Origin of the sequence: Dermacoccus sp. 147Ba (assembly GCF_004151355.1) — a bacterium.
Classification (GTDB): domain Bacteria; phylum Actinomycetota; class Actinomycetes; order Actinomycetales; family Dermatophilaceae; genus Dermacoccus; species Dermacoccus abyssi.
On sequence record NZ_SEHL01000004.1, the window covers coordinates 16,602 to 30,433 of the forward strand.

Genomic DNA, 13,832 nt, shown 5'->3' on the forward strand with positions numbered 1-13,832 from the left:
AACGAGCCCTCAGCGAAAGGACCGCGCCAGCGGTGCCAGGAAGAGGACGAGCACCATAGGGATGGCGAATCCGTAGCGCAGCGAGTCGTTGCCGACGGCACCGGTCATCACGGCGCCGAGGATGCCACCGAGGTAGTTGAACTGGTTGAACCGGGCGATGATCGCGTCCACCTTGGCGCGCACGGCCTCGGGCTCGGACGAGGTCTGTTCACGCGCGATCTTGGCCGCTGCGGAGAAGGCGAGAGGTGCCACCGTCGCGAGACCCAGGCCGGCTACGGTGAAGCCGAGCACGGCGATGAGCGGGTGGGGCGCGAAGACCACCACGCCCAGCCCGGCGGCCCCGACGAAGGCCGCGGAGCGCACGAGATGAGCGGCGCCGAAGTGTTCTGCGAGGCGGTCACCGCAGGCGCGTCCCACGAGAGACGCGACGAGGTACGGCAACGTCGCCACGGCCACGAGCGCCGCGCCCGAACCGAAGACGTGGTGGAGGTAGCTCGGGCCCCAGGTCGTGGTGGCGGTGTCGACCGTGTAGAAGAGCACCATCGCGATCCCGACGGGCAGGATGCGGCGCCACGGCACCTTGGAGCCGTCGTCACCGATCGGGGTCACGGTGCCGGCACCGCGCACGTACGGCGCAGCGACCAGAGTGAGCGGCACGAGAACTCCGACAACCGCGACGGCCTCGAAACTCCAGTTCTTCGTGAGGAGCGCGAGCACCGTGGCTGCCACGCCACCGCACGTCCACGCGGCGTGAAACGTGGGCATGATGGTGCGCCCGTAGGAGTGCTCGAGACCGACACCCTGCATGTTGGTGCCCGCATCCGCCAGCCCGAGGGCGATGCCGTAGGCGCTCATCCCGACAGCCAGGAGCGCCACCGACGGCGCGGCCGCCATCGCGGGGACGCTGAGCACGACGAGCGCGAAGCCCAGACGCAGCGCCAGGCCACTCCCCCGTCGCGGTGCAATGCGCTCACCGAGGAGGGAACCCACACCTGCGCAGAGGACGAGCGCCAACATGAGGAGGGAGAAGTCTCCCGGGCTCAGGTCGAAGCGCTCCTGAAGCCGGGGCAGCTTCGTCGTGAGCAGGATGAAGACGAACCCCTGACCGGCGAAGGCAGCCGCGACCGCGGCGCGACGTCGACCGAGATCGGCTCGGGTGACGGAACTCATACGCGGATGGTGCCACGCCGCCACCGCACTCGCGCGCAGTTGGTCGCATGTTCGAGACTCTGCCCACGCCTCGGACGGCGCTCACTCGTCAGGTCAGTGTCGAAGAGAAAACACCAGCGGCCACCGCGTGGGTGTCCGCTGGTGGAAGCGTTGTCTACTCGCCGCCGTCCTGCGGTGCTCGAAGTCCCTGGTAGATCTCCTTACAGGTCGGGCAGACCGGGAACTTCTCGGGGTCGCGCCCCGGCACCCAGACCTTGCCGCACAAGGCGACAACCGGCTCACCCGAAAGCGCCGACTCCATGATCTTCTCCTTGCGCACGTAGTGCGCGAAGCGTTCGTGGTCGCCGGGCTCGGAGAGCTGGTGCTGCGTCTCTTCGCGTTCGAGCACGGCCGTCGACGTGCCCGGTCCGCCGAGTCCGCCCGGGTTTCCGGGGTCGCTCTGCGGCGCGTTCGGGTCGTCGATCGAGGAGTTCGTGACTGGGGCGCTCATGGCCGCCAGTGTAGACCTGGCACACAGGCACCACGGCGAAGTGCGTCCCGGCTCCCGGGGGCTCCAACTCAGTTGAGCGATGGATCGTCCGGGAACGTGGCCATGAGGTTGAGCGGGAACGGCTGGCGCCTCACGATCCGCTGCCACAGCGTGTCCGGATCGTCGTCGAAGAGGTCGCCGATCTCGTAGTCCGCCACGAACCACCATTCATCGGCGAGTTCGGCGTCGAGCTGGCCCGCCTCCCAGCCGGCCGAACCGGCGAAGACGCGCATGCCAGCTAGCTGAGCTGCCACGAGGGCCGGTGGAGCGTCGAGGTCGACGAGCGAGAGCGAACCGAACAGACGGGTCGTGCCGAGCACCTCGTCGCGGCCCGGGACATTGGCCAGGGCGATGGCCCGGTCGAGACCGACAGGACCGCCTTGGAAGAGACGGTCCGGTGCAGACACGACGTCCTGCCATCCGGGAAGCACCGAATCCACGCCGGCTTCCAACGGGAAGTCGAGGACGAGTCCCTGCGCGCCCTCATCGTCGTGGTGCAGGACGAAGACGACGCTGCGCGTGAACAGGTCGCCCTCGTCACCATCGTGCGGACGCGGCACGGCGACGAGCAGACGCCCCGTCAATGAACTCACGCGGCCATTGTGGGCCACGCACGTGGGCGGGGGCGAGCCGCCCCGCATCTCGGAGAACGGGCTCGACCCCGCCCGCACGAAGCGGACGGGGTCGAGCAACAGCACTGACGACTGCGATCAGTCGCGGCCTCCGCGGAAACCACCACGGTCGCCGCCGAAGTTCTGACGACGGTTCTGGCGCTCGAAGCCACCATCGATGTCGTCACGGTAGCTGCCACGACGGTCGTCGCGCTCGCCTCGGTAGCCACCGCGGCCACCACGACCGTCACGGTCACCGAAGCGTCCACGACCACCACGGTCATATCCGCCGCGACCACCGCGGTCGTAACCGCCCCGGCCACCGCGGTCGTATCCGCCGCGGCGACCGCGGTCGTAGCCACCACGGCCACCGCGTCCACCGCGGTCGTTGCGCGGCGAGAGCACGCGACGCAGGTCGTCCTCGGAGATCGAGCGACCCTCGGGCGTCGAACCACCGGCGGCGACGATGACGTCGTCACCCGGGCGGGCCTTCACGAGGCTGGTGTCGACACCGGCCTCGTCGAGCAGACGCTGCATCGAGCGACGCTGGTGCGGCAAGGCGAGGGTCACGACGGTGCCCTTCTCGCCCGCACGCGCCGTGCGACCGGCACGGTGCAGGTAGTCCTTGTGGTCGGCCGGCGGGTCGACCTGGAGGACGACGCCCACCTCGTCGACGTGGATGCCGCGAGCTGCGACGTCCGTGGCGACGAGCACCGGCACGCGGCCGTCCTTGAAGGCGGACAGTACGCGGTTGCGCTGGCCCTGGTTGAGGCCACCGTGCAGCGCAGCCGCCATGACGCCCTGCTCACGCAGTTCGTCGGCGACGCGGTCGGCGCCCATCTTGGTGCGGACGAAGACGACGGTGCGTCCCTCGCGGTTGGCCACCTCGGCCGTGACGACCTTCTTGTCGCGCGGCTCGATGATGAGCGCATGGTGCGCCATCGTCGTGACGGTGGCGGTGCCGTCGTCGGTCGAGTGCGTCACCGGGTCGACGAGGTACTTGTCGACGATCTTGTCGATGCCGCGGTCGAGCGTCGCGGAGAACAGCAGACGCTGACCGCCTTCGGGCACGAGGTCGAGGATCTCGGTGATGGCCTCGAGGAAGCCCATTTCGGCCATGTGGTCGGCCTCGTCGAGCACTGCGATCTCGACGCGGGAGAGGTCGGCCGCACCGCGCTCGATGAGGTCGGAGAGACGCCCCGGGGTGGCGATGAGAACGTCGACACCGCGCTCGAGGGCCGACAGCTGCGGCTCGTACGGCATACCGCCGGCAACGAGCTTGTGCTTGAGGCCCACGACGTGAACGAGCGGCTGCAGCGCGTCGCTCACCTGCATGGCGAGTTCACGCGTCGGCACGAGAACAACGGCGCGCGGCATGTGGGCGCGGGCCGGGCCGCCCTCGGCGAGGCGCGTCAGCATCGGCAGACCGAAGCCGAGCGTCTTGCCCGAACCGGTACGGCCGCGGCCGAGCACGTCCTTGCCGGCGAGGGCGTCCGGAATCGTGGCGGCCTGGATCGGGAACGGCTTCGTGATGCCGTCGCGCGCCATGCGCTCCACGAGAGCATTCGGCAGACCGAGGTCGGCGAAGGTGCGCTCGTCGACGGGCTCCGCGTCGGCTGCAGCGGCGTCGATGTCTGCCTCAGCGGTCGGCTCGGCATCCTCGCCCGGCACGACGATCGGCGCCTCGTCGGTGGGCTCGCCGCCGACGGGGTTCATCTCGTCCGTGGCGTCGATGTTGTCGACGGCCTCAGCCTTGTTCTGCTCGCCCTCGGCGCCGGGCACCTCGGAGTCGACGACACCGGCGTCGCGCACCGGGGTCTCGAACTGCGCCGACGCAGCCTGCTCGTCGATGTTGGCCGTCGCGAGCTCGTCGCCGGTCGCCACGTTCTCGATCACGGCGTCGTCGCGAAGGGTCTCGTCACGGAAGGGACGATCGGGGCGCCCGTGGCGCTCACCCTGGCGCTTGAAGCCGCGGTCGCCGCGGTCATCGCGGCGGGCGAAGCCGCCGTCACGACGGCCACCGAAGTCACGGCCACCGCGGTCGTCGCGGTTGAAACCACGGCCGTCACGACGCGCGAAACCGCCATCGCGACCACCACGGTCGTCACGGTTGAAACCACCACGACGCTCGTCACGGCCCTCGAAACCGCCGTCACGACGGCCACCGAAGTCACGACCACCACGGTCGTCACGGTTGAAACCACCGGAACGACCACCACGGTCGTCACGACGCGCGAAACCGCCATCGCGACCGCCACGGTCGTCACGGTTGAAACCACCACGACGCTCGTCGCGACCCTGGAAACCGCCCTCTCGGCGACCACCGAAGTCACGACCACCACGGTCGTCACGGTTGAAACCACCGCGTCGCTCGTCACGCTCGTCGCGGCGCTGGAAACCACCGTCACGACGGCCACCGAAGTCACGACCACCACGGTCATCACGGTTGAAACCACCACGACGCTCGTCGCGACCCTGGAAACCACCGTCACGGCGGCCACCGAAGTCACGGCCGCCACGATCGTCGCGGTTGAAGCCGCCCTCACGGCGGCCGTTGGACTCGTTGCGCGCGCTCGTGCGGCGCGCTCCCTGCTTGTCGGCGTGCGACCAGCGGGGCTTCTTGTTACCTGAATTGTTGGGCTTGGGAGCCATGAGTTCACTCACTCTCGGTTGCAAAGCACCGAAGATGAACACGCGGGCGCACCCCGTCTAAGAATGGGGGTGTCGCGATCTGTTGCGTGCCAGGTGGGTCGGCGCTGTTTCGTGGGATCTCGGCGCTCACACACACGTCGTCACCCGAAGTGCGACGCTCGTAAAACGGGCCTACTCTCACCACCACGCGCCGTCACAGGGAGTAGCTGTGCAACGCGCTCAAACCGAAAGCAAACCAACTGAACGCAAGATCAATGGTGGAGTAAGTCTACCGGACGCCGCGGCCGCGCCAGACCGCGAAGAGGCCCACAGCGGCCACGATTCCCGTGATGTCCGCCACGATGTCGCGCCAATCCGGGTCGCGATCGACCACGGGAAGCCCCTGGAGCAGTTCGCTGATCGGGGCGTAGGCGGCGAGGAGCACCGGGAGCCACGGCAGGCCTGCGACAAGGGCGAGGATCGCCACTCCCCCGAACATCCCCGCATGTGCCACCTTGTCCACGCCGACGGGCAACGATCCCTCACCCGAAGCCGGCAGATAGAGCAACAGACTCTGAAGAGCGACGGCTGCGGGCAACAGCACCCTTGCCGTTGCGCGGACGACTCTCGTGGGCGCTCGCATCGGACCAGTATGGGTGACGCGGGATCCGACCCGTGCGTCCGGTGTCGCCCAGGAGCGGCACCGGACGCACGGGTCACGACGTACACCGCCGCGCCATCCGGGGTCACTGCCCCCTGGCGCTGCCGAAGCCGAACGTGCGAAGGCTGCCGTGCCTGTGATCCGCGAAATCAATACCGGACGGACGACGCCGAGATCCTCCAACTCTCATCCTTGCGGTGCGGAAACTTCCTCCGGTCAGGAAGGTTGCACGCAGGGACGGACGTGAACGGCCATAGAGCAGAAGAGAAGCCGACGCGCACATGAAAGACGCCGCAGTCCGGACGAACCGGACTGCGGCGTAGGCACAGCGGAACAGCTGATGGGGTGGTGGAGATGGGGGGAATTGAACCCCCGTCCATCGACGGCGATCCAGGGCTTCTCCGGGCGCAGTGCGTATGAGGATTTTCTCGGCCCCACGGCTGGTACGCACACATTCCGTGACAGGCCCAGTCGAGTAAGAGTCCCGCAGCGCCCCTCGACATGACGCTGCAGCAAGTTCTCTAGCTGATGCCAGACACTGAGTCGAGAACTAGCTCAGGCTGACAGACTTCGGGCTCGCTCAGGCGGCGAGGGCGAAGTCGGTGCGCTTGGAATCGGCACCTATTGGTTTGCAGAGGGCGTTAACGAGATAACTCTGCATCCTCGGCCCGCTTCCCCTGGGACGGCGACCGATGTCGAAACCGATCATCCCCATGAGTAGCTGTTCGCACTGTGGAGTTGTGTGCGGCGTCTCGCACCGCGAAACACCACTGTAGCCATCAACGAGCGACGTCGCGACTTCATTCCGCAGCGCCGGCTCCGGCTCGCAAATGACGCACACGCCTGGGTTCACAGCTCGAGGGTGAACAGCAGCGCAGCGTCGTTGTCCGCGATTGGGGACCCGCGCTCCGCCCGCGGCGGGAGTGCACCTCTGCGGCAGACCGCGAGCGCCCTTCGCATGGGCGTGAGGCGCTGTGCGCATGTGTTCAGTATTGGTCGGTATTGCGCGCAGATTCAGGGCAGACGCGATGTGCCCGGCCGGTAGGGTTGATCCGTCCGACATCCCCGTGAACGGAGACTACTGATGTTCCGCAAGGTCCTGGTGGCCAACCGAGGCGAGATCGCCGTCCGTGCGTTCCGCGCCGCCACCGAACTCGGTGCGAGCACCGTCGCTGTGTTCCCGCACGAGGACCGTGGCAGCGAGCACCGCCTCAAGGCCGACGAGGCCTACCAGATCGGCGAGGTCGGCCACCCCGTGCGCGCTTACCTCGATGTCGACGAGATCGTCCGCGTCGCGCGCGAATCGGGCGCCGATGCTGTCTACCCGGGGTACGGATTCCTCTCCGAGAACCCACTGCTCGCCGAGGCGTGCGCCGACGCCGGCATCACGTTCATCGGCCCGCACCCGGACGTGCTGCACATGACCGGCAACAAGGCCACCGCCATCGCGGCCGCCAAGCGCGCCGGCCTGCCGACGCTGCGCAGCGTGCCACCGTCGTCCGACATCGACGAACTCGTGCGCGGAGCCGACGAACTCGGGTACCCGGTCTTCGTCAAGGCCGTCGCCGGCGGCGGCGGACGAGGTATGCGCCGCGTCGAGAAGCCCGAAGCACTGCGCGAGAACCTCGAGGCCGCGATGCGCGAGGCCGAGTCCGCCTTCGGCGACGCAACGTGTTTCATCGAGGAAGCCGTTGTCGACCCACGTCACATCGAAGTGCAGGTGCTCGCCGATCAGTCCGGCGATGTCGTCCACCTCTTCGAGCGCGACTGCTCGGTGCAGCGACGCCACCAGAAGGTCGTCGAGATGGCACCGGCGCCCAACCTCTCCCCCGAACTGCGCGAACGCATGTGCGCCGACGCCGTCGCGTTCGCTAAGGAAATCGACTACTCGTGCGCGGGCACGGTGGAGTTCCTCCTCGACCCGAGCGGACGTTACGTCTTCATCGAGATGAACCCGCGCATCCAGGTCGAGCACACGGTCACCGAGGAGGTCACGGACGTCGACCTCGTTGCCGCCCAGATGCGGATTGCCTCCGGCGACACCCTCGACGACCTGGGCCTGCGCCAGGAGGACATTCACCTGCGTGGAGCCGCCCTCCAGTGCCGCATCACGACCGAGGACCCGGCCAACGGCTTCCGCCCCGACACCGGCACCATCACCGCCTACCGTTCGGCGGGTGGCTCCGGCGTCCGACTCGACGGCGGCACGATCCACATGGGCGCCGAGGTGAGCGCCCACTTCGACTCGATGCTCGTCAAACTCACGTGCCGCGGTCGCGACTTCGCAACCGCGGTGCGTCGGGCCCGTCGCGCCCTCGCCGAGTTCCGCGTCCGCGGCGTGAGTACGAACATCCCCTTCCTCCAGGCCCTGCTCGACGACCCCGCCTTCATCACAGGACACGTCACGACGTCGTTCATCGAACAGCGCCCCGACCTGCTCAACGCGCGCACGCCGGGCGACCGCGGCACGAAGCTGCTCACCTACCTCGCCGAGACCACGGTGAACAAGCCGTACGGCGAGCGTTCGGCGCTCACCGTCACGGCCCGCGAGAAGCTGCCGAGATTCGACGTCACCACCCCGGTGCCCCCGGGCACGCGCGACCGCCTTCTCACAGCCGGCCCCGATGAGTTCGCCCGCCAACTGCGTGAGCAGACGGCGGTCGCCGTCACCGAGACGACGATGCGTGACGCGCACCAGTCACTCCTGGCCACACGCATCCGCACCCGCGACCTCGTCCACGTCGCCCCCTACGTCGCTCGCATGACGCCGGAACTGCTCTCCATGGAGGCCTGGGGCGGCGCCACGTACGACGTTGCCCTGCGCTTCCTGTCGGAGGACCCGTGGGAGCGCCTCGCCAAGCTGCGCGAGACGATGCCGAACGTTCCGCTGCAGATGCTGCTTCGCGGACGCAACACCGTCGGCTACACGCCCTACCCGACGAAGGTGACGGACGCCTTCGTCCAGGAAGCCGCGCGCACCGGCGTCGACATTTTCCGCATCTTCGACGCACTCAACGACGTCGAGCAGATGCGTCCCGCCATTGAGGCCGTGCGCGCCACCGGAACGTCGGTCGCGGAGGTCGCCCTGTGCTACACGGGTGACCTCACCTCACCGAGCGAGAAGCTCTACACGCTCGATTACTACCTCGAGCTCGCCGAGCGCATCGTCGCCGCGGGCGCGCACGTTCTCGCGATCAAGGACATGGCCGGGCTGCTGCGCGCGCCTGCCGCTCGCACGCTCGTCACGGCACTGCGTGAGCGCTTCGACCTGCCGGTGCACCTGCACACGCACGACACGCCAGGAGGTCAGCTCGCCACACTGCTCGCGGCCGTTGACGCCGGCGTCGACGCCGTCGATGTCGCAAGTGCCTCGATGTCAGGCACGACGAGCCAGCCCTCGATGTCCGCATTCGTCGCGGCCACGGACGGCACCGAGCGTGCCACCGGCCTCGATCTGCAGAACGTGTGCGATCTGGAGCCGTACTGGGAGGCCGTGCGCACGCTCTACAAGCCGTTCGAGTCCGGCCTGCCCGCTCCGACAGGCCGCGTCTACAAGCACGAGATCCCCGGCGGTCAGCTGTCCAACCTGCGTCAGCAGGCCATCGCGCTCGGTCTGGGCGACCGGTTCGAGGCGATCGAGGACATGTACGCCGCGGCGAACGACATCCTCGGCAACGTCGTCAAGGTCACCCCGAGTTCGAAGGTCGTCGGTGACCTCGCGCTCGCGCTCGTGAGCGCCGACGCGGACCCCAAGGACTTCGAGGAGAACCCGCGCAACTACGACATCCCCGACTCGGTCATCGGCTTCCTCGGCGGCGAGTTGGGCGACCCGCCCGGCGGCTGGCCGGAGCCGTTCCGCACCAAGGCGCTCGAGGGCCGCACGGTGCGCCCGAGCGTCGAAGAGCTGTCCGAGGAGGACGAGCAGGAGCTTGCTCGCGATCCGCGCTCGACGCTCAACCGTCTTCTCTTCCCCGGCCCGACGAGCGACTTCGTGCGCGCCCGCGAGCTCTACAGCGACCTGTCGGTGCTTTCGACGAAGGAGTTCCTCCACGGCCTCGCGCCGGGCCAGGAGCACGAGGTCGACCTCGAACCCGGCAAGCGCATCCTGCTGTCCGTGGTGTCCGTCTCCGAACCTGACGAACGGGGCATGCGCACGGTGCTGGCCACCGTCAACGGTCAGCTCCGTCCCGTTCAGGTGCGCGACGAGTCGGTCAAGGTCGACGTCGACGCGGTGGAGAAGGCCGACCCGAAGAACTCGGGCCACGTGCCGGCGCCGTTCGCGGGCATGGTGTCGGTCACGGTCTCCGAGGGCGACGAGGTGGAGGCGGGCGACACCATCGCCACGATCGAGGCCATGAAGATGGAGGCGTCCATCACGGCGCCCGTCGCCGGAACGGTGAAGCGCGTGGCGCTCAAGCACGAGACGCAGGTCGAAGGCGGTGACCTCGTCCTCGTCCTGGAGTGACGACCGAACAGTGCATGACGAAGGGGTGACCATCGGATTCGATGGTCACCCCTTCGTCATGCACTGGGGCGGGTCGGTCGGCTACGTCACCAGCCGCCGCCACCGCCGCCGCTCACACCACCACCGGAGAAGCCTCCGCCGCCGGAGAAGCCGCTGCCCCCGCTGGAGCCGGGCGTCGAACTGAGAGCCGCCGAGGCGGCCTCGCCGAAGGAGTCGAGGCCCGAACCGAGATCGTCGAAGCCGCTGAAACCTCCGTAGCCGCCGTACGGGATGTACCAGTACGGCATCGCCAACGGATAGCCCTGAGCTGCAGCGGCCTCGGCCACTTCACCGAAGACCTTGGCCCAGCGCTCCGCGAGCCCGAGCACGACGGCGTACGGCATGTAGCGGCTGAAGATCTGCTCGGCTTCCTCGAACTTGAACTGCTTCGCCTCGGCGGTCTTGAGGTACAGCTCGAACCCGCGTGACTGGTCGTAGACGGCAGAACCCACGGGAGTTCGCGCACCCGCACTGCGCGAGAGGAACAGCGCGAAAACGCCCGCAGCGGCGAAGCCCGCACCGAAGAGGAAACCGTTGAGGTTGAGCGCACTGGCCACGAAGAACGAGACGAGTGCTAGTGCGAAGAAACCGACGACGAGTCCCATCGCCTTCGCGCGGGAGGTGGCCGGCGACTCGTCGAACCACCCGCGTTCGAGCGTCTCGCGGTACATCCCCTCCTTGGCCTCGGCGAGGTGGCCAGAGAACTCGTTGCGCAGATCCGAGAGCTTCACCTCCGTGCCGCCGGCGAAGACGGCGTTGAGCAACGTGGCCTCGTACGGCAGGAGCGAATCACCGCCGGGCGGGTTCTGGGCGGTGAGAAGCCAGTCCTTGTCGCCGAGATCGGTCATCGTGAGGTAGCCACGCACGGACAGATCCACGATCGTGCCGGCGACGTCACGGTTGTCCGCGCTGCGGTCGATGATGGTGCCCATGAGCCCGGGCGTCGTGTCCCGCGGCGGGTCGAAACGGACGGCGACCTCCGGCTCCGGGCCACGCACGACGTCGTAGCGCTGTCCGTCGGCGGGCAGTTCACCGGGCGTCACCCCACCGAAGCGCTGATCGCCGGTCTTGCGCCGCCGCGCGAGCATCCAGGCGCCGGCAAGGCCCGCCACGCCCACGGTGCCTGCGCCGCCGACGAGGTTGAGGTTCTTGCGCGTGCTCTGGGAGAACGGACCACCCGAACCGTAGGCCTCCACCGCAGAGCCGTCCTCGAGAATCGGCGCGGTGTTCGTGAAGGCGCTCGTCGGCATGGCGGACACGATGGACATGCCCTCGCCGTTGCCCACGGAGCGCGCGGAGAAGCTGGCCTGCTCGCCGCTCGTGGCCTGGCACGTCTGCTTGGAGCCCTTCGCGCCGTAGAAGCACTTCGCGTCGTTGACGGCGGCGGGGCCCTTGAGGGTGACGTTCGCCTTGTCGATCGGAATGCCCCATTGCTGGCCGATGGCGTTGATGTAGAACTCGGTGGAGCCGTTCGGCTGCTTGTTGACGACGCCGCCGAGGCGGTAGGTGATCGTGTACTTCTGCACCCCGCTGACAGTGCGGTCGGCGTCGCCGATGCGCAGTCGCGTCGCTCCCCCGTCGGCCGACTTCTCGACGTCCGAGGGCGCACCTGTGCTGGAGGTGACCTTGACGTTCGTCAGCGGGTACACACGGTGCTTCTCGTCGTTGTAGCCCTGCGCCGTAATGATGAACCGGTCGAGCCCGTGGTGAGAGTTGTCGTCGAAGCGGACCGTGATGTTCTCCGTGACGTCGACGGCGCCGTCACGCTTGAGGTCGTAGTCGATGTCGTACGCGCTGATGCGCATGTTCTCGTTGCCGGCGGCCACTGCCGCCTGCGCCCCCGGCAGGACGCTCACCCCGACGAGCGTCGAGGCGGCGGCCAACGTCGTCAACATCCCCGAGAAACGGCTCATGCCCCTACCTTGCCATGAGCGAGGAAGGGGCATGAGCGAAGGGGCGAACGGGTCACCCGCCGCGCTTGAGGCGGATCTGCATCTCGCGCTGGGCCTCGAGGTTGTCCTGACGCTCGCGCAGCGTCTGACGCTTGTCGTGCAGCTGCTTGCCCTTGGCCAGTGCGATCTCGACCTTGGCGCGCCCGTCCTTGAAGTACAGCGACAAGGGCACGATCGTGTAGCCCTTCGACTGCGCCTTGTCGGCCAACTTGATGATCTCGGCCTTGTGCAGGAGCAGCTTGCGCCGCCGACGCGCCGAGTGGTTGGTCCACGTGCCCTGCATGTACTCGGGGATGTGGACGTTCTCGAGCCACATCTCACCGTCACGTTCGAGGACGTAGCCGTCGACGAGCGAGGCCCGACCCATGCGCAGGCTCTTCACCTCGGTGCCCATGAGGGAGAGGCCGGCCTCGACCGTGTCCTCGATGTGGAAGTCGTGGCGCGCCTTCTTGTTGTTCGCGATGACCTTCGTGCCCTTCTCCTTGGGCATGCGGCTCACCTCCTCGTCTCGTGTTCGTCCCGTACTGCGCCCGTCAGCGCGTCACCCTACCCACTTGCGTGGGTTGACCGCGACACCATTTTCTCGGGTCTCGAAGTGGAGGTGGCATCCGGTGACGCGCCCGGTCATGCCGGATACACCGATCTGCTGGCCCTTCTTGACCTTCTGCCCGGCACTGACGCGAAGGCTCGTGAAGTGCATGTACGCCGTGGTGAGCTGTACGCCGTTGACGGTTCCGTGGCTGATGTAGACGTGGTTGCCCGAGATCCCGTTGTAGTTCGCTTCGATGACGGTGCCGTCACCCGACGCGTACACGGGGGTGCCACAGGCGAACGGGTAGTCGTCGCCCTCGTGCAGCTTCTGGATCCGCAGCACCGGGTGGAACCGATAGCCGTACGGCGACACGATCGAGGACGCCGGTCCGGGTGCGGCGAGGAAGCCGCCTTCGTTCGTCAGCTTCGTGACGCTCGGGTCGAGGTTGTCGCTCGTCGAGGTGATGTTCTTGAGTCGGTTGCTCTCCGCCTCGAGGGCCGCGAGCTTCGCCTCTTCCTTCTTCTTCTCCTTGGCCAGTGACGCTCGGTCGCTCTGTTGCGTCGCCTGGACCGTCTTGAGGTCAGATTCGGCGGTGTCGGCCTGCTTCTTGGCCGCGGACGCGGCAGCCACGGCGGCGTCCTGCTTCGTCTTCGTCAGGCTCGCCTTGCGGCGGACCTCGGCAAGACGCGCGGCTTCGCTCTGCCCGGCGGCCGCGGAACTCTTGAGGTTCGTGATGACGCCCTGCTGGCGTCGCATGACGATGTCGGCGAGCGCCATGGAGCCCGTGACGTCGGTCTTCGAGGTGAGCACCTGGACGGTGAAGGTGAGGTCACCCAAGCCACCGGACTCGAAGGCGTTGCGCGCGAGACCACCGACCTGCGTCCGAGCGGCCGCCTGATCGGTGCGGTTGCGGGCGAGCGCCTTGAGTGACGCGTCCTCGTCGGCCTTCGCAAGGTCGTAATCGGATTTGGCGTCGGTCTGCTTCTGCTGCGCGCTCGTCAGTTTGGACCGTGCCGTCGTGACCTTCTTGTGAGCGGCGGCGACCGCGGCGTCGGTCTTCTTGAGCTTCGCGTCCGCGGCCGTCAGTTCCTTCGACAGGTCGTCGATCTCGGACTTGCTCGCCTTGATCTTGTCGTCGACGTCGTCGCCGAATGCCGCCGAGCCGGCGCCCAGCGTCAGGGCCGCGACGACGGCCATCGAGGCAGCCGCGCGAGAGCGTCGCGAGGAGAGTGCACCCACGTT

The 13,832-nt window shown here is 67.9% G+C and carries 10 protein-coding genes and 1 other RNA gene; 2 read left to right on the plus strand and 9 right to left on the minus strand.

What is annotated here, in order from left to right; genetic code table 11:
• Nucleotides 1-9: 9 nt before the first annotated feature.
• The 4 genes from EVU97_RS06400 to EVU97_RS06415 form a co-directional block, all read right to left on the minus strand.
• Nucleotides 10-1,170 carry an MFS transporter gene (locus tag EVU97_RS06400; protein WP_129664441.1) on the minus strand — a complete coding sequence of 387 codons (1,161 nt, stop codon included), beginning with the start codon at nucleotides 1,168-1,170 and terminating at the stop codon, nucleotides 10-12.
• Nucleotides 1,171-1,324: 154 nt separating this feature from the next.
• On the minus strand, nucleotides 1,325-1,660 hold the full coding sequence (locus EVU97_RS06405; protein WP_047311938.1) for a DUF3039 domain-containing protein: 336 nt from the start codon (nucleotides 1,658-1,660) through the stop codon (nucleotides 1,325-1,327).
• A 68-nt stretch (nucleotides 1,661-1,728) separates the two neighbouring features.
• Nucleotides 1,729-2,292 carry a YqgE/AlgH family protein gene (locus EVU97_RS06410; RefSeq protein WP_240730148.1) on the minus strand — a complete coding sequence of 188 codons (564 nt, stop codon included), beginning with the start codon at nucleotides 2,290-2,292 and terminating at the stop codon, nucleotides 1,729-1,731.
• Nucleotides 2,293-2,409: 117 nt separating this feature from the next.
• Entirely contained in the window at nucleotides 2,410-4,206 is a 1,797-nt protein-coding gene (locus tag EVU97_RS06415) for a DEAD/DEAH box helicase (protein WP_240730149.1), read from the minus strand.
• A gap of 48 nt (nucleotides 4,207-4,254) precedes the next feature.
• Here EVU97_RS06415 and EVU97_RS15210 point away from each other — a divergent pair, with 48 nt between their 5' ends.
• The gene (locus EVU97_RS15210) at nucleotides 4,255-4,941 is read left to right on the plus strand and encodes a hypothetical protein (RefSeq protein WP_240730150.1); all 687 of its coding nucleotides are present in this window, start codon (nucleotides 4,255-4,257) and stop codon (nucleotides 4,939-4,941) included.
• Nucleotides 4,942-5,230: 289 nt separating this feature from the next.
• Here EVU97_RS15210 and EVU97_RS06420 read toward each other — a convergent pair whose 3' ends face one another.
• Together EVU97_RS06420 and ssrA are read right to left on the minus strand one after the other, a co-directional pair.
• A complete protein-coding gene (locus tag EVU97_RS06420; RefSeq protein WP_129664445.1) occupies nucleotides 5,231-5,584 on the minus strand; it encodes a VanZ family protein in 354 nt (117 codons plus the stop codon).
• Between the two features lie 364 nt (nucleotides 5,585-5,948).
• Nucleotides 5,949-6,315: a transfer-messenger RNA gene (gene ssrA / locus EVU97_RS06425) on the minus strand.
• A gap of 371 nt (nucleotides 6,316-6,686) precedes the next feature.
• Here ssrA and EVU97_RS06430 point away from each other — a divergent pair.
• The gene (locus EVU97_RS06430) at nucleotides 6,687-10,067 is read left to right on the plus strand and encodes a pyruvate carboxylase (RefSeq protein ID WP_129664447.1); all 3,381 of its coding nucleotides are present in this window, start codon (nucleotides 6,687-6,689) and stop codon (nucleotides 10,065-10,067) included.
• Nucleotides 10,068-10,153: 86 nt separating this feature from the next.
• Here the strand turns inward: EVU97_RS06430 and EVU97_RS06435 are convergent, their stop codons facing one another.
• Genes EVU97_RS06435 through EVU97_RS06445 form a run of 3 tightly spaced genes read right to left on the minus strand, consistent with a single transcriptional unit; the run spans nucleotide 10,154 to nucleotide 13,829 of the window.
• On the minus strand, nucleotides 10,154-12,019 hold the full coding sequence (locus tag EVU97_RS06435; protein ID WP_165357901.1) for a DUF2207 domain-containing protein: 1,866 nt from the start codon (nucleotides 12,017-12,019) through the stop codon (nucleotides 10,154-10,156).
• Nucleotides 12,020-12,071: 52 nt separating this feature from the next.
• Nucleotides 12,072-12,548 carry an SsrA-binding protein SmpB gene (smpB, locus tag EVU97_RS06440; RefSeq protein WP_047311934.1) on the minus strand — a complete coding sequence of 159 codons (477 nt, stop codon included), beginning with the start codon at nucleotides 12,546-12,548 and terminating at the stop codon, nucleotides 12,072-12,074.
• 51 nt (nucleotides 12,549-12,599) lie between these two features.
• The gene (locus tag EVU97_RS06445) at nucleotides 12,600-13,829 is read right to left on the minus strand and encodes a M23 family metallopeptidase (protein ID WP_165357902.1); all 1,230 of its coding nucleotides are present in this window, start codon (nucleotides 13,827-13,829) and stop codon (nucleotides 12,600-12,602) included.
• Nucleotides 13,830-13,832 lie beyond the last annotated feature (3 nt).